Annotated in this window: 16 protein-coding genes; 7 read left to right on the top strand and 9 right to left on the bottom strand. The window is 71.0% G+C overall.

Features of this window, described 5'->3' with window-relative positions:
* Nucleotides 1-22 precede the first annotated feature (22 nt).
* Nucleotides 23-217: a DUF2905 domain-containing protein gene (locus A4W93_RS03020; RefSeq protein WP_085749196.1), complete on the bottom strand. Its 195-nt coding sequence runs from the start codon at nt 215-217 to the stop codon at nt 23-25.
* Entirely contained in the window at nt 214-1,323 is a 1,110-nt protein-coding gene (locus A4W93_RS03015; RefSeq protein WP_085749195.1) for a class I SAM-dependent methyltransferase, read from the bottom strand. Before A4W93_RS03015 ends, A4W93_RS03020 begins: the two co-directional genes overlap by 4 nt.
* Nucleotides 1,324-1,341: 18 nt before the next feature.
* Between A4W93_RS03015 and A4W93_RS03010 the strand changes: the two genes are divergently transcribed.
* Genes A4W93_RS03010 through A4W93_RS02990 form a run of 5 tightly spaced genes read left to right on the top strand, consistent with a single transcriptional unit; the run spans nt 1,342 to nt 5,160 of the window.
* Nucleotides 1,342-2,124, top strand: a complete 783-nt coding sequence (locus A4W93_RS03010) for an SDR family oxidoreductase (protein ID WP_085749194.1) — start codon at nt 1,342-1,344, stop codon at nt 2,122-2,124.
* A 1-nt stretch (nt 2,125) separates the two neighbouring features.
* Nucleotides 2,126-2,524, top strand: coding sequence for a dihydroneopterin aldolase (locus A4W93_RS03005; RefSeq protein WP_085749193.1), 399 nt, complete (start codon nt 2,126-2,128; stop codon nt 2,522-2,524).
* A gap of 1 nt (nt 2,525) precedes the next feature.
* The gene (gene ttcA / locus A4W93_RS03000) at nt 2,526-3,431 is read left to right on the top strand and encodes a tRNA 2-thiocytidine(32) synthetase TtcA (protein ID WP_085749192.1); all 906 of its coding nucleotides are present in this window, start codon (nt 2,526-2,528) and stop codon (nt 3,429-3,431) included.
* 23 nt (nt 3,432-3,454) lie between these two features.
* Nucleotides 3,455-4,540, top strand: a complete 1,086-nt coding sequence (locus tag A4W93_RS02995; RefSeq protein WP_085749191.1) for a 5'-methylthioadenosine/S-adenosylhomocysteine nucleosidase — start codon at nt 3,455-3,457, stop codon at nt 4,538-4,540.
* A complete protein-coding gene (locus A4W93_RS02990) occupies nt 4,537-5,160 on the top strand; it encodes a DUF4136 domain-containing protein (RefSeq protein WP_237357676.1) in 624 nt (207 codons plus the stop codon). The genes A4W93_RS02995 and A4W93_RS02990 overlap by 4 nt, the downstream gene beginning before the upstream one ends.
* Before the next feature lie 8 nt (nt 5,161-5,168).
* Here A4W93_RS02990 and A4W93_RS02985 read toward each other — a convergent pair whose 3' ends face one another.
* Nucleotides 5,169-5,939: a DUF6279 family lipoprotein gene (locus A4W93_RS02985; RefSeq protein WP_085749190.1), complete on the bottom strand. Its 771-nt coding sequence runs from the start codon at nt 5,937-5,939 to the stop codon at nt 5,169-5,171.
* Nucleotides 5,940-6,048: 109 nt separating this feature from the next.
* Here A4W93_RS02985 and glmU point away from each other — a divergent pair, with 109 nt between their 5' ends.
* Nucleotides 6,049-7,425 carry a bifunctional UDP-N-acetylglucosamine diphosphorylase/glucosamine-1-phosphate N-acetyltransferase GlmU gene (gene glmU / locus A4W93_RS02980; RefSeq protein ID WP_085749189.1) on the top strand — a complete coding sequence of 459 codons (1,377 nt, stop codon included), beginning with the start codon at nt 6,049-6,051 and terminating at the stop codon, nt 7,423-7,425.
* Nucleotides 7,426-7,470: 45 nt separating this feature from the next.
* Here glmU and A4W93_RS02975 read toward each other — a convergent pair whose 3' ends face one another.
* The 4 genes from A4W93_RS02975 to tsaB form a co-directional block, all read right to left on the bottom strand.
* Complete coding sequence (locus tag A4W93_RS02975) at nt 7,471-9,885, bottom strand: putative bifunctional diguanylate cyclase/phosphodiesterase (protein ID WP_085749188.1); 2,415 nt, start codon at nt 9,883-9,885, stop codon at nt 7,471-7,473.
* An 84-nt stretch (nt 9,886-9,969) separates the two neighbouring features.
* Nucleotides 9,970-10,785, bottom strand: a complete 816-nt coding sequence (locus tag A4W93_RS02970) for a uracil-DNA glycosylase (protein ID WP_085749187.1) — start codon at nt 10,783-10,785, stop codon at nt 9,970-9,972.
* Nucleotides 10,785-11,228, bottom strand: a complete 444-nt coding sequence (rimI, locus tag A4W93_RS02965; protein WP_085749186.1) for a ribosomal protein S18-alanine N-acetyltransferase — start codon at nt 11,226-11,228, stop codon at nt 10,785-10,787. The genes A4W93_RS02970 and rimI overlap by 1 nt, the downstream gene beginning before the upstream one ends.
* A gap of 35 nt (nt 11,229-11,263) precedes the next feature.
* Nucleotides 11,264-11,989 (bottom strand): tRNA (adenosine(37)-N6)-threonylcarbamoyltransferase complex dimerization subunit type 1 TsaB, encoded by a 726-nt coding sequence (tsaB, locus tag A4W93_RS02960; RefSeq protein ID WP_085749185.1) that lies wholly within the window; start codon nt 11,987-11,989, stop codon nt 11,264-11,266.
* Nucleotides 11,990-12,022: 33 nt separating this feature from the next.
* Between tsaB and dacB the strand changes: the two genes are divergently transcribed.
* Nucleotides 12,023-13,438 (top strand): D-alanyl-D-alanine carboxypeptidase/D-alanyl-D-alanine endopeptidase, encoded by a 1,416-nt coding sequence (gene dacB / locus A4W93_RS02955; RefSeq protein WP_085749184.1) that lies wholly within the window; start codon nt 12,023-12,025, stop codon nt 13,436-13,438.
* 6 nt (nt 13,439-13,444) lie between these two features.
* Here dacB and A4W93_RS02950 read toward each other — a convergent pair whose 3' ends face one another.
* Nucleotides 13,445-14,440, bottom strand: coding sequence for an SGNH/GDSL hydrolase family protein (locus tag A4W93_RS02950; protein WP_085749183.1), 996 nt, complete (start codon nt 14,438-14,440; stop codon nt 13,445-13,447).
* Nucleotides 14,441-14,472: 32 nt separating this feature from the next.
* Nucleotides 14,473-15,453: an L-threonylcarbamoyladenylate synthase gene (locus A4W93_RS02945; RefSeq protein ID WP_085749182.1), complete on the bottom strand. Its 981-nt coding sequence runs from the start codon at nt 15,451-15,453 to the stop codon at nt 14,473-14,475.
* Nucleotides 15,454-15,466 lie beyond the last annotated feature (13 nt).

Below are 15,466 nucleotides of genomic sequence, written 5' to 3'. Positions count from 1 at the left end.
GACGTGACGGGGAACGCCGCGGCTAGAAGAGCTTGCCCACCAGCAGGATGGTCACGCAGATCAGCACGCTGCTCGCGAACGGCAGGAAGAACTCGCGGCCGAAGAGGCGGAAGCGGAAGTCGCCCGGCAGGCGGCCGAGGCCGATCTTCTCGAGCCAGCGGTGGAAGTTGCCGAACAGCAGCAACACGATGAAGACGCCGATCAGCCAGCGGATCACAGGCGGTGCGACCGGTCGCCGGCCGAGAAGCCGAGGGGGGCGTTCACGAAGGCCGCATCGCCGCCGCGGGCGAAGCCGATCACCTTGAACAGTTCACCCATCTCGTGTTCGTTGACGAGCATCTGCACCGGCGCGTTGGCGCGCAGGTCGCCCGGGGGCAGCAGGTCCATGAGGCCGCAGTTGAACAGGAAGTTCGCCTGCGAGGTGTAGCCCAGCACGTCGAGCCCGGCGTCCTGCCCGGCCAGCGCGATGCCGGTGAAGTTGACGTGGGCGGTGATGTCCTTCTGGCCCACGTTCACGAGCGGGTCGGGGTCGGCCACGTGGGCGTGGTGGCACATCAGCGTGCCGCCGTGGCGCTGGGGGTGGTAGAACTCGGACTCGGGGAAGCCGTAGTCGAGGAAAAACGCCGCGCCGCGCTCGAGGCGGTCGGCCAGCGTCGCGATGAAGGCCTCGGCCTGGGGGTGGATCTCGGTGACGGTGTCCGGCACGAACGGGCCTTCGAAGGGCGGCACGAGCGTGGACGGGCGGTCGCTCCAGGCGAATCCCTCGCCGTCGGTCACGACCCCCCGCTCCTGCCACACGGCGCCGTCGAAGTGCAGCAGTTGCACGGGCATCGCGTCGAGCACCTCGTTGCCCACCACCACGCCGGTCATCGTGTCGGGCAGTGCGTCCACCCACTGGACGCGGGCGCCGAACCGGGCGAGCCGCTCACGCTGGCGTTCGCGCAGGCTGCCGGACAAGTCGACGATGGTGTACGAGGCCACCGATTCGCCCAGCGCGTCGAGCAGTTGCTCGGCCAGGGCCCCGGAACCGGCGCCGAACTCCCACACGTCGGACGTGCCGGTGCCGGCCAGCGCCTGGGCCACCTGGCGGGCCAGCGCCCGGCCGAACAGGGGCGACAGCTCGGGTGCGGTGACGAAGTCGCTGCCGGATTGCGGGAGGTGGCCGAACTTGCGGCTGTCGTTCGCGTAGTAGCCGAGGCCCGGGGCGTACAGCGCCAGGGCCATGAAGCGGTCGAACGGCAGCCAGCCCCCGTTCCGGGCGATGGCCTCGTGGATCAGCCGGGGAAGGGCCGCCGATACACTGACGGACTCGTTGGATTGCATCCCGCCATTGTAGGAACCATGACCACCCGACCCGTCGTCCTCGTCACCGGAAGCGCCCGCCGCCTCGGGCGCGAGATCGCCCGGCACCTCGCCCAGGGCGGGTTCGACATCGCGGTGCACTACCGGCACTCCCGCGACGAGGCGCTGGAGACCGTCGCCGCGCTGCAGGCGCTGGGCGCCCGGGCCGAGGCGTTCGCGGCCGACCTGTCCGACGAGGTGGCCTGCCGCGGCCTGCTGCCCGCGGTGCTGGAACGGTTCGGCCGGCTGGACGCCGTGGTCAACAACGCCTCCACGTTCGAGTACGACGACGCCGCCACCGCCGGGTTCGCGGCCATGGAAACCCACTGGCGGGCCAACACCGCGCCGGCCGTGCTGCTGTCCCAGGCCTTCCACGCCCACCTGCTGGCCGCGGGCGGCACCGGCTGCGTCGTGAACCTGCTCGACCAGAAACTGTGGAATCCGAACCCGGACTATTTCTCGTACACCCTGTCCAAGGCGGCCCTGCAGGCCGCCACCGTGATGCTGGCGCAGGCATTTGCGCCACAATTGAGGGTGTGCGGCGTGGCACCGGGTGTCACGCTGCTGTCGGGGGCGATGACCGACGGCGAATTCGCCGAGGCCCATGCCCTCACCCCGCTGAAACGCTCCTCGCAGCCGGAAGACATCGCCCGCGCCGTGCGTTTCCTGATCGACTCCCCGGCCATCACCGGCACCACGATGCTCGTGGACGGCGGCCAGCATTTGCAGCCCCAGTCGCGCGACGTGATGTTCCTGGCCCGCGACGCTGCCCCGAAAGCCTGAGATGCAAAGTCTCCTGAGTCACCCGAGCCTGATGGACTGCCGGCGCCTGTTCCTGCGCAACTACGAGGTCTGGATCAACATCGGCGTGCACGACTTCGAGAAGCGCGGCGAGCAGCGCGTGCTGATCAACGTCGACCTCTACATCCCGCTGGCCGTGTCCACCCCGAAGGAAGACGACCTCGCCGAGGTACTCGACTACGACTTCATGCGCCGCACCATCGGCCAGCGCGTGAAGCAGGGCCACGTGCACCTGCAAGAGACGCTGTGCGACGACGTGCTGGCGCTGATGCTCGCGCACCCGCTCGTGCGCGCCGCGAAGGTGTCCACCGAAAAGCCCGACGTGTACCCCGACTGCGACTCGGTGGGCTGCGAAGTGTTCGGCCTGAAGAAGGAGTCGTGAGATGAGCGCCGTGTTCGACACGCCCGACGAGGCGAAGAAGGCCGAGAAAGCCGCGTACGAGATCAACAAGCTCTCGAAGCGCCTGCACCGCCTGGCCGGCCAGGCCATCACCGACTTCAACATGATCGAAGAAGGTGACAAGGTCATGGTGTGCATGTCCGGCGGCAAGGACAGCTACGCGATGCTCGACATCCTGCTGAACCTGCAGCAGCGCGCGCCCATCCGTTTCGAGCTCGTGGCCGTGAACCTCGACCAGAAGCAACCGGGCTTCCCCGAGCACGTGCTGCCCGAGTACCTGACCTCGCGCGGCGTGCCGTTCCACATCGAGAACCAGGACACGTACTCGATCGTCAAGCGCGTCATTCCCGAAGGCAAGACCACCTGCGGGCTGTGCTCGCGGCTGCGCCGGGGCATCCTGTACCGCGTGGCCGGTGAACTGGGCTGCACGAAGATCGCGCTGGGCCACCACCGCGACGACATCCTGCAGACGCTGTTCATGAACATGTTCTTCGGCAGCAAGCTCAAGGGCATGCCGGCCAAGCTCGTGAGCGACGACGGCCGCAACGTGGTGATCCGCCCGCTGGCCTACGTGCCCGAAGCCGACCTCGAGCGCTGGGCCGAGCACCGGCAGTTCCCGATCATCCCGTGCACGCTGTGCGGCAGCCAGGACAACCTGCAGCGCGTGCAGATCAGCCAGATGCTGCGCGACTGGGACAAGCGTTTCCCGGGCCGCGTCGACAACCTGTTCTCGGCGCTCGGCAACATCGTGCCGTCGCACCTGATGGACCGGAACCTGTTCCCGTTCGCGTCGCTGAAGGCCACCGGCGTGCCCGACCCGCAGGGCGACCGCGCGTTCGACGAGGACGACGACTGCGCGCCGCCGTCGGTGATCACCATCCAGCGCTGACGAGACCGCACCCGGGACCGCCCATGACGACATTCCGCCGACTGGGCTGCCTGCTGGCGCTGGCCCTCGCCTTCGCCACCGCCTCGGCCGCCGACCGGCGCTGCCTCACGGAGTGCACCCCGCGCATCGGCATCGTCTCGGCCTTCGGCGCCGAGGCGGACATCCTGCTCGCGCAGACCCGCGCCAAGCGCGTGCACACCATCAGCGGCAAGACCTTCACCACCGGCGTGCTGCGCGGCAACCGCGTCGTGATCGTGCTGAGTGGCGTGAGCATGGTCAACAGCACGCTCGTGACGCAGCAGATGCTCGACCACTTCCGCATCGAGCGGCTGCTGATGAGCGGCATCGCGGGTGGCGTCGACCCGGCCAACCGCGTGGGCGACGTCACCGTGCCCGACCGCTGGGCCATGCCGATGGAAGTGTTCTGGAACAGCGGCTCGGCGCTGCCGTCGCCGTGCGGCACGCCGCTCGACCTGTCGTGCCTCGGGCTGCAGCTGGCCACGGGCCCCGACGGCCAGCCGCTCCCGCCGTTCGTGCTCGAGGGCCCGTCCGGCCCCGTCGAGACGGGCCTCTACATGCGGCGCAACCACGTCGTCAACGCCACCACCGGACCGAAAGGCGCGTGGTACTTCGACTACCCCGTCGATCCCGAGATGCTGGCGGTGGCCCGCGCGCTGTCTCCCCCGCTGGAACGCTGCGGCCCGAAGGCGCGGCGCGCGGACGGCACGCTCGACGAGAAGCTGTGCGTGCGCGAGCAGCCGCGGCTGAAGGTGGGCGGGCGGGGTGTGTCGGCCACCGTGTTCCTCGCCAATGCCCAGTACCGCGAGTACCTCCACCGCGTGCTGCAGGCGCAGACCTTCGAGATGGAAACCGCGGCGCTGGCCCACGTCGCCCATGCGAACGGCGTGCCGTACCTCGCGTTCCGCTCGCTGAGCGACCTCGCCGGCGGCGAGGGGTTCGACGCCGACGTGGGCGCCCTGTTCGCGAGCGGCCTGGCCGAGGCGAACGAGGCGGCGGTGACCCTCGCGTTCCTGGAGGCCTGGCGCCAGCGCCCGGCCGGAACCTCTCGCCGGGCGGAGGGGTCGAACCGCCCTGGAACCCCGCGATGATGTCCCTGAAGACCACCCTCCCCGCCCTGCTGGCCGTGGCCACGCTCGCCGGCTGCGCCGGCATGAACACGATCGAGAGCGACGTGTCCACGTTCAGCAAGTGGCCGGTCGACCGCAAGCCGTCCACCTATGCCTTCGAGCGGCTGCCGTCGCAGCAGGCCCGCGCGAAGGAACAGGACCGCCTGGAGGCGGTGGCCCGGGCCGCGGTCGAGGCCTCGGGCTTCCAGCCCGCCACCGACCCGGCGACCGCCGACGTGACCGTGCAGCTGGGCGCCCGCGCGAGCCGCATGGACCGCTCGCCGTACGACGACCCGCTGTGGTGGCGCGGCGGCCTCTACTACGGGCGCTACGGCCGCTACCCGTACGCGGGTCCGTACTGGGGCCCCTACTACGGCCCGGGCCTCGCGTACCGTTTCGACGCGCCGCGCTACGACCGCGAGGTGGTGGTGCTGATCCGCGACCGCCAGTCCGGCGAGCCGCTGTACGAGGCGCGCGCCGAGAACGACGGCAACACCCCGGGCAGCAAGAACCTGCTCGCCGCGATGTTCCGCGCGGCGATGATGGACTTCCCGAGCACCGGCGTGAACCCGCGCCGGGTCGCGGTGCCGCTGTCGCCCTGACGCGCCCGTCAGCGCGCCGCCGACATCGCCCGGAAGTCGTCGGCCCAGCCCCTGAGGCGCTTGGCGGCTTCCTGGCGCTGCTCGCGGGTCATGTTGTTGTGCACCTCGGCACCCACCATGCAGTTGTAGGCCTTGAGCCGTTCGTCGTACTCCCGGTAGGCCTCGCGCGGCGACTGCTGCAGCCGCGCCACGAGCGTGCGCAGGCCCGCCTGCACCTGGTCGGGCGGGGCCTTCGCGGCCAGCAGCGACCGCAGCGTGGCGAGGGTGTCGCGCTGGCGCTGCTGCCGTTCGGCGAACCACACCTCGGGATCGAACGGCGACGCGGCCACGAGCTTCGCGATGCGTTCCTTCTGCGGGCCGTCGATGCGGCCGTAGAGCGATTCGGTGCGGTCCACCACGCGGTCCACCGCCGCCTCCAGGCGGTCCTCGGGGTCGGGCTGCAGGTACTCGTCGCGGAACTTCGCGTTGACCTTCTCGTACTTGCGCTGGAGGTGCTTCAGGTTCTCGGGCGTGAACTGCATCACGGCCTCGGTGGCGGCCGGCAGCCCGCGTTCGATCAGCGGCGCGCCGCGCGCGAAGGCGTCCTGGTACCAGCGGCACACCCCGGCCGGCGTGATCGGGTCGGGCGACAGCACCTGGGCCTGCGCGCGCACGAGCAGCTGGGCGTAGTCGGGCAACTGCGTGGCACGGTGCCATTCGGCGTAGCGGGCCAGGTCGTCACGCACCTTCTCGCTCTGCGTGCTGTCGAAGTCGACGTAGCCGTCGAGCCACCAATACACCAGTTCGGGGGCCTGGCCATAGACCAGACGGAGTGCCCCACACCCTGAAAGCAGGGTGGTCAAAAGCAACACCACCCCGATAATTGCGGACTTCAGAAAAGGATGCTGCATGGCACTCGACATCGTGATCATGGCCGCGGGCAAGGGAACCCGCATGAAATCCAGCCTGCCGAAGGTGCTGCACAGGCTCGCCGGACGCAGTCTATTGCAACACGTGCTGCACACCGCCGGCACGCTGCAGGCCGACCGCATCATCACCATCACCGGCCACGGCGCCGAGCAGGTGGAAACCGCCGTGCAGGCGCCGCACCTCACCTTCGTGCGCCAGATGCCGCAGCTGGGCACCGGCCACGCCGTGCAGCAGGCCGTGCCCGCGCTGCATGACGACGGCACCACGCTGATCCTCAACGGCGACGTGCCGCTGATCCGCGCAGAGACCGCGCGCGCGCTGGTCGAGGCCTGCGGCGGCACGCGCCTCGCGCTGCTCACCATCGACCTGGCCGACGCCACCGGCTACGGCCGCATCGTGCGCGAGGGCGACGCCGTGCGCGCCATCGTCGAGCACAAGGACGCATCGCCCGCGCAGCGCGCCATCCGCGAGGTCTACACCGGCATGATGGCCGTGCCCACCGCGCTGCTCAAGCGCTGGCTGTCGCAACTGAAGAACGACAACGTCCAGGGCGAGTACTACCTGACCGACATCGTCGCGATGGCCGTGGCCGACGGCGTGCCCGTGGTGGCCGCGCAGCCGGCCGCCGAAGTCGAGGTGCTGGGCGTCAACAGCCCGGTGCAGCTCGCCGAGCTCGAGCGCCTGCACCAGCGCGCGCTGGCCGTGCAGTTCATGGACGCCGGCGTGCGCCTGGCCGACCCGGCCCGCTTCGACGTGCGTGGTTCGCTGTCGTGCGGCGCCGACGTCGAGATCGACGTCAACTGCGTGTTCGAAGGCGACGTCTCGCTGGGCGACAACGTGCGCATCGGCGCGAACTGCGTGATCCGCAACGCCCGCATCGCGGCCGGCGCCGTGATCCATCCGTTCACCCACATCGACGGCGAAGCCCTCGGCGTGAAGGTGGGCGCCGGCGCGCTGATCGGTCCGTTCGCGCGCCTGCGGCCCGGCGCCGACCTCGGCGACGAGGTGCACATCGGCAACTTCGTCGAGGTGAAGAACTCCACGCTCGCCAAGGGCGCGAAGGCCAACCACCTCGCCTACCTGGGCGACGCCACCGTGGGCGAACGCGTCAACTACGGCGCGGGCAGCATCACCGCCAACTACGACGGCGCCAACAAGCACCGCACCGTGATCGAGGCCGACGTGCACGTGGGCAGCAACTGCGTGCTGGTGGCCCCGGTGACCCTGGGCGCCGGCGCCACCATCGGTGGCGGTTCCACCATCACGAAGGACGTGGGGGCGGGCAACCTGGCGGTGGCGCGGGGGAAGCAGGTCTCGCTCGAAGGGTGGGCGCGGCCGGTGAAGCAGAAGAAGTGAGCTGACCGCAGTGGGCCCCGGCGTGCGCCGGGGTGACGGCCTTCTTCAGGCGCTCGTCACCTTCAACCCGAGCGCCCACGCCTCGAACGCCTCTTCGGTCAGCGGCCCGCTGACCAGCAGCCCCTGCAGTTCGTCGCACCCCGCCTGCTGCAGGAACTCCCGCTGCGCGGCGGTCTCCACGCCCTCGGCGATGACCTTCAGCCCGAGCCCGCGGGACATCTGGATGATGGCCCGCGCGATGGCGTTCGACTCCGGGTCGCCCGGCAGATCGTGCACGAAGGAGCGGTCGATCTTCATCTTGTCGATGGGCAACTCCTTCAGGTGCGCCAGCGACGAGTAGCCCGTGCCGAAGTCGTCCACCGCGATGCGGATGCCCAGCGCCTTCAGCTCGGTGAGCTTGCGCCGCACCTCGGGCAGGTCGTCCATCAGCATGCGTTCGGTGATCTCGAGTTCCACGAGGGTGCCGGACACGTCCTCCTCGAGCAGCATCTGCTCCACGAGCGCCGTGAAGCCGCTCGTCTGGAACTGCACGCTCGACAGGTTCACGGCCACCGGGGCGTGGCGGATGCCCGCGTCGTGCCAGCGTTTCGCGCAACGTGCGGCTTCGCGCAAGGCCCATTGGCCGAGCGGCAGCATCAGCCGCTGCTGTTCGGCGAGTTCGATGAACGCGTCGGGCATCAGCAGGCCGCGCTCGGGGTGGTGCCAGCGCATCAGCGCCTCGGCGCCCAGCAGGCGGCCGTCGGCCGCGCTCACCTGCGGCTGGAAGTGCAGCACGAACTCGCCGCGGGCGAGGCCCTGGGCCATCTGGCTTTCCATCACCAGTGCGTCGAGCGCGGACCGCGCCATGGCCGGGGTGAAGAACTGGTGGTTGGCGCGGCCGCGCGACTTCGCGAGGTACATCGCGGTGTCGGCGTTCTTGATGAGCGCGTCGGCCGTGCCCGCGTCGTGCGGGAACATCGAGATGCCGATGGACGGGGTGACCGAGATCAGCCGGCCGTCGACGTTGACCGGCACCTCGATGGCGGCCAGCAGCTTGTTCGAGACCTCCTCCACGTCGGAACGCTGCAGCGTGTTGGGCAGCAGCACGATGAACTCGTCGCCGCCGAAACGGGCCACGCGGTCGGTGGTGCGCAGGCAGTCGGTGATGCGCCGCGAGATGGTCTGCAGCAGCGTGTCGCCCACGAGGTGGCCGAGCGAATCGTTGACCCGCTTGAAGTGGTCGAGGTCGATGAACAGCAGCGCGAACTGCGAGTCGGAGCGCCGCGCGGCGGCGATCTGGTGCGACAGGTCTTCCATCAGGCTCACCCGGTTGGGCAGGCCGGTGAGCGCGTCGTGGTGGGCGAGGTAGCGGATGTGCTCCTGCGCGGCGTAACGCTCGCGGATGTCGCGCACGATGGTCATGCGCACGCGTTCGCCCTTGTGGGTCATCGAGCGGCCCATGAGCTCGACCGGCAGGCGCAGGCCGCTCTTGTGCACGAGGGCGCTCTCGTACGGCGTCTCGTTGCCGGCGCGGATCATGTCGGACACCTTGGCCCGCTGATCGGCGGCGACGATGTCGAGCGTGCGCATGCCCACCAGTTCCTCGGGCGGGAAGCCCACGAGCTGGCAGGCCGCGGGGTTCACGTCGGTGATGACCCCGTCCTGCAGGAAGGCGATGCCTTCGGCCGAGGCCTGGAGGAACTTGGAGAGCCGGTCCTGCGTTTCCTGCAGCGCGCGTTCGGCGGCGCGGTGGCGGGTGATGTCGGCGATCAGCACGAAGGCGGCGGCGGGTTCGCCGTCGGGGCCCAGGTGCGGGATCAGGTTGACCTCGAGCCACTGCGTCTGGCCGTTGCGGCCCACGAGCTCGCGCTCGTACGAGGCCGTGACCTTGTCGCGCAGCACCATGTCGACGTAGGGCTGGATCTCGCGGGTGGCGGCGTCGCCGATGATCTCGCGGAACGGGCGGCCGAGGATCGAGGCCTCGTCCCAGCCGAACGTGGCGGCGTACTGCCGGTTGGCGAAGCGGCAGGCGAAGGTGCCGGCCTCGAAGTAGGCGATGAGCACCGGCACGTTGTCGGCCAGCAGCTGGAACTGGTCGGCGCGATCGCGGGCCACGCCCTCGGCGCGCACGCGGTCGGACACGTCCTGGAAGGTGCACAGGTACCGGGCGCCCTCGGCGTCCCAGCGGGCGCGGCCGTCGAGCCAGGTGCCGTCCGGGGCCTGCGGGGTGCCCTTGAGGACCAGGGTGAGGGCGAAGTCGGCCCGGCGGGGCAGCGCGGCCTGCAGCGCGGCGAGCGAGTCGGGCGTCAGCAGCGCCGACCAGACCCAGCCCGGGTGGGTCTCGTGGGCGATGCCGAGGTGGCGCGTGAACTCCCGGTTGGCCTGCAGCACGGCGCCGTCGTCGGCGAGGCAGGCCAGCAGGCAGGGCCAAGCCTCCGGTTCGGGCAGGTCACGGTCGAGCAACGCTCGGGGCTCGTTCATCGTCTTGTTGTGGGTTGACAGCGAGGTCGATCGGAGCCGCTCTGCCCGCGTGCGGCCCTCGCTCGCTCATGATAACGACGACATTCAGCCTTCGGGGGCCAGAACCTCGCGTGCAAGGCACAGATCGTCCCAGGCCCGCCCCTTGTCCTCGGGATTGCGCAGCAGGTAGGCCGGGTGGTAGGTGACGACCAGCGGCACGCCCTGGTAGCTGTGGACCCGGCCGCGCAGCCGGCCGATGGGCTCGTTGCTGCGCAGCAGGCTCTGCACCGCGAAGCGGCCCATCGCGAGGATCACGCGCGGCTGCACCAGCGCGATCTGCCGCATCAGGAACGGCTCGCACTGGGAGAGTTCCTGCGGTTCCGGGTTGCGGTTGCCCGGTGGCCGGCACTTGACCGTGTTGGCGATGTAGACCTGCCGCTCGGGGCCCGCCTCGTCGCGGGTCAGGCCCAGCGCGCGCAGCATGTTGTCGAGCAGCTGGCCCGACTTGCCGACGAACGGTTCGCCCTGGCGGTCTTCCTGCTCCCCCGGGGCTTCGCCGACGACCATCCAGTGCGCCCGCTCGTTGCCCACGCCGAACACGGTCTGCGTGCGGCCCTGGCACAGGCCGCAGGCCGTGCAGCCGGCGACGGCCTCGCGAAGCGCGGGCCAGTCCATCGTTTCCGTGCCGGTGGGGCGGTCGCCGCGGGCGACGACCTCGATGGCGGGAGGCCGGGCGGCTGGCGCGCGGGGCGCGGGTGCAGGTGCGGGGATGGGCGCCGGTGCCCGGGCCTGAACGGGGGCCGGTGCCGGCTCGGGCGCGGCCTCGGCCACCGCCTCGACGGGCGCAGCCACCTCGGCCCGCGTCCAGACACGGATGCCCATCTCCTCCAGCATCAAGGCCTGGCGTTCGCTGAAACCCATCACTCCCACTCCACCTTCAGGCTCATCACGGCCGCATCCTCCCGGCCCATCTGACCCGGCGGCAGCGGATAGTAGCCGCGGCGCATCCGGATGGGCTGGAACCCGTACCGGGCATACAGCGCCTTCGCTCGTTCATTGCTCACCCGCACCTCCAGCCACAGCATCTGCGCGTGCCGCTCGCGGCACAGGGCCACCAGGCGGTCGAGCATCTCGCGCGCGTGCCCGCGGCCCTGCAGCGGCGGGGCCACGGTGAGGTTCAGCAGGTGCATCTCGTCGACCCCGTCCATCGCCACGAAGTAGCCGAGCAGGGTCTGGCGCGCATCCACCAGCAGCCAGGCGTCGTAGCCCGCCGCGATGGAGTCGATGAAGTTGCCCCGGGTCCAAGGCACCGGGTAGGCCTCGTTCTCGATGGCGAGCACGGCATCGAGGTGCAGCACCGTCATCGGGACCCATTGTCGCCGATCGTCGATCACGGCATTCACGACTTCGCCTCCCGGGCGGCCTCGCGCTCCGCCGTGGTCTGGGCGACCTTGTCGCGCACGTACACGGGCAGCGCGAGCGAGGCATCCACCGCACCACCGGCCGCCCACCGCTGGCGTGCCACGCGCAGCACCGCAGCGGCACGGGAACGGGCCTGCGGCACCTGCCGCGTGGTGGCGGGCAGGTCGAACGCGGCGGCGAACACCGGCAGGCCCGAGCCGGCCACCACGGCCGGCGGGTCGTCGCGCCAGCGGGCGGCCAGCACGGACGGATCGAGCAGTTCGGGCGCCGACAGCACGGCCCAGCCGGCGCCGGACCAGCGGTAGGCCCCGGCATAGACCTGGTCCATGCGGGCGTCCATCGCCACATGCACCACCGCGGCGACCTCGGGGCCCACTTGGTCGCGGGCATCGTCGGCGACGAGCATCAGGCTGTCGACCGGCACGACGGGCTTGCCGGCGCCGAGCGCGAAACCCTGCGCCACCGAGCAGGCCGTGCGCAGGCCGGTGAACGCGCCGGGACCCGCGCCGAACGCGATGGCGTCGACCTGGGCCAGCGCGATGCCGGCCCGGGCCAGCAGGGCCATGGCCTCGGGCACGAGGCGGGCCGACGCGAGCGCCCCCCCGGCCGACTCGTGCACGAAGTCGCCGGACGGCGTGCACAAGGCCAGGCTCAGCAGGTCGGTCGAGGTGTCGAAGGCCAGCAGCGTGTTCGTTGTCGTCATTTTCAGAAGTCTAGGCCATGCGATCATCGATCCATGCCCATCACGCCCTTCTTCCGGCGCACGGCGCTGCCGCTGTGCCTGCTCGCCACCGCCCTGCCCGCCCTCGCCGGTCCCACCCCGCTCCCCCCCGAAGTCGACGCCGCCCTCGCCCGCGCGCAGGTGCCCCGGGACAGCCTCGTGGCCCTCGTGCAGGAGGTGGGACAGCCGGCGAACCGGCTCGCGTGGCAGCCGCACCAGCCCGTCAATCCGGCGTCGCTCCAGAAGCTGCTGACCACGAGCGCGGCGCTCGACCTGCTGGGGCCGGCCTGGTCGTGGACCACGCCCGTGTGGATCCAGGGCGAGCTCACCGACGGCGTCCTCAAGGGCTCGCTGGTCATCAAGGGCAGCGGCGACCCGAAGCTGGTGGTGGAGCGGCTGTGGCTGCTGCTGCGGCGCGTGCAGCAGCTCGGGGTGCGCGACATCCAGGGCGACATCGTGCTCGACCGCTCGGCCTTCGCGGTGCCACTCCACGACCCGGCGGCGTTCGACGGCGAGCCGTACCGCCCGTCGAACGCGGGGCCCGACGCGCTGATGCTCAACTACAAGTCGGTCACCTACACGTTCACGCCGCAGCCGGCGCGCAACGTGGCGCTGGTGGCTGCGGACATCCCGCTCGCGGGCGTGCGGGTGGACACCACGGTGCCGCTGCTCAAGGGCCCCTGCGACGACTGGCGGGGCGACTTGCGGGCCGACTTCACCGACCCGGCCCGCGTGCGTTTCGCGGGCGGCTACGCGGCGAGCTGCGGCGAGCGGCAGTGGCCCACGGCCTACGCCGATCCGAAGGCCTACAACGAACGGGCGCTGACGGGTCTGTGGCGCGAGCTGGGCGGAAAGCTGTCGGGCCGCGTGCGCGACGGTGCGGCACCGGCCACGCCGCCCACGTTCGAGGTCACCTCCGAGCCGCTCGCCGAAACCATCCGCGACATCAACAAGTTCAGCAACAACGTGATGGCGCAGCAGCTGTTCCTCACGCTCGGCGCCACGCAGCGTGGCACCGGTTCGCCCGACCAGTCGCGCGACGTGGTGCGGCAGTGGCTGGTGGACCGCTTCGGCGACAACGTGGCGGGCACGGTGGTCGAGAACGGGTCGGGGCTGTCGCGGGATTCGCGCGTCACCGCGCAGTTGCTGGCCCGCGTGCTGCAGGCCGCGTGGGCGGGCCCGGCGATGTCCGAGCTGATGAGTTCACTGCCGGTGAGCGGCATCGACGGCACGATGCGCCGCACCCGCAACGCCAACACGGGCCGCGCCCACCTGAAGACCGGCTCGCTGCGGGACGTGACCGGCATCGCCGGCTACGTGCTCGCGAACTCGGGGCGGCGCTACGTGGTGGTGGGGGTGATCAACCACCCCAACGCCGCGGCGGCCCGGCCTGCGCTCGAAGCGCTGGTCAAGTGGACCGCCGCCGACTGACGACGATCAGAGCGGGTTCGCGCGGATGCGCTGCAGGGCCGTCTGTCCCAGCAGGCCGTGGGTGATGGTGCCGTACTGCATGCGGCCGGCCCACAGGTAGTAGATCGGGCTGGCCGTCGTGACGTCGGTCGTCTTGCAGGTGTCCAGGTCGGCGTCCGGCGTGGGCGCGCCGGCCGTCTGGCAGGCCGCCGCCACGCGGTTGGTGATCGCGTTGTAGGCCGCGCCGCTGTTGAGGTAGTACGAGTTCACCAGTTGGTCGACCTCGACGATGGCACCGCTGCGGCCACCACCGCCCGGGACCAGCGACATGCGCGCGTTCAGCCCGTCGTTGAAGGCGGTGGACATCTCGTACAGCAGGTTGGCGTCGTAGCCCTCGGCCACGACGACGGGCGCGGTGTTCAGGTACGGCACGGTGGTGATGAGGATGCGCGCGCCGGTGGCGATCGTGTTCAGCACCACGTCGCCGAGCGCCTCGCCCCGCTTCTCCGCGGCGGTGATCATCGCCTCGCGGTCGGCGGCGTTGGGCGTCTTGTTCGTGCCCACGATGGCCAGCAGGTCGTGCGAGCCGACCATCAGCGTGACCAGGTCGTTCTGGTTGAGCGCCGGCGACACGCCGGCCAGGGCCGCCGCGGCCTGGTCCACCGTCTGGCCCACCTGGGCGAGCATCACGGCGTACTTGCGCGTGGCGTCGGTGGCGGCACCGCGGCATTCACCGAACGAGAGGCCGTAGTCGGCGGCGACGTACTGGACCCAGATCGGGTTGTTGATGCAGGGGACGCCGTTCGGATTCGTGGTGGCCGAGACGCTGACGTTGTTCACCGAGTACTGGCTGCCATCGGGGTTGATCAGCGTGTTCTCGTCGCCCACCGCCACGATGCGGGTGGGCTGGAAGGTTTCCTCCTGTTCGCCGCCGCCACAGGCGGCCAGCAATGCCGAAGCCAGCACGGTGGCCACGAGGGGCCGGCGGGCGGAAACGATCGACAGGTCACGGAAAAAAGACATGAACACTCCAGAAACATGAAGGGCCGCGCGCGTCACGACGCGGCGGCTCGCGAAAGGCGGTCCCGCACCCCGTCCCACTCGGGGCCGGGCGGCGGGTCCTCGACCCAGATCAGAGCCACGCCCTCCGCGTCGAGTTCGCGCAGGACAGAGAACAATTCGTGGGCGGCGGCATCGGGGCGGTCGGGCATCCGGCGCCAGAGCGCCCGGCCGGCGGCCCCGAAGGGCACCGTCCGGCAATATACCGCCAGCTTCAATGGGGCGCCGTCGACCATCTCGAGCGCCGTCTTGAGCATGGGGCCGGCCATCAGGCGCAGCTTCGCGCGCGGGGCGTAGTGCGCCTCGAGCGTGCCGGACGCGCGCGGCGCCTGCTGGTCGCGGTCGCGCAGCGGTTCACCGGCCGCGGCCTCCAGTTGCGCGCGGGTGAGCACGCCGGGGCGCAGCAGCACGGGGTGGCCGCGCGAGCAGTCGACGATGCTCGACTCGATGCCCACGTCGCACGCGCCGCCGTCCAGCACCAGCAGGCCCGGCTCGAACTCGTCGACGACGTGTTCGGCACGCGTGGGGCTGATGCGGCCGAAACGGTTCGCGCTGGGGGCGGCCACACCGGCCACGCCCCGCTCGCGCGCGGCCACCAGCAGCGCGTGCGCCACCGGGTGGCCCGGGCAGCGCAGGCCGACGGTGTCCTGCCCGCCCGCGGCGGCGGCGGCCATGCCGGGGGCACGCGGCACGATGACGGTCAGCGGGCCCGGCCAGAACACCTGCACGAGGCGCTGCGCCACGGCCGGCCAGTCGGCCGCGAAGGCGCGTGCGCCGGCGGCGTCCGCCACGTGCACGATCAACGGGTGGTCGGCCGGGCGGCCCTTCGCGGCGAAGACCTTGGCCACGGCCGCGTCGTCGTCGGCGCGGGCACCGAGGCCGTAGACCGTTTCGGTGGGAATGCCCACGAGGTCGCCGTCGGCCAGCGCCTGGGCGGCGCGGTCGATGGCGGCGGGATCCCGGCCGTCGAGCAGCATCGGAGGCCCTCCG

Origin of the sequence: Piscinibacter gummiphilus, assembly GCF_002116905.1 — a bacterium.
Lineage (GTDB): Bacteria > Pseudomonadota > Gammaproteobacteria > Burkholderiales > Burkholderiaceae_C > Rhizobacter > Rhizobacter gummiphilus.
Note: the sequence above shows the minus strand (reverse complement) of the source record. Positions and strands in the feature narration are given on the sequence as shown.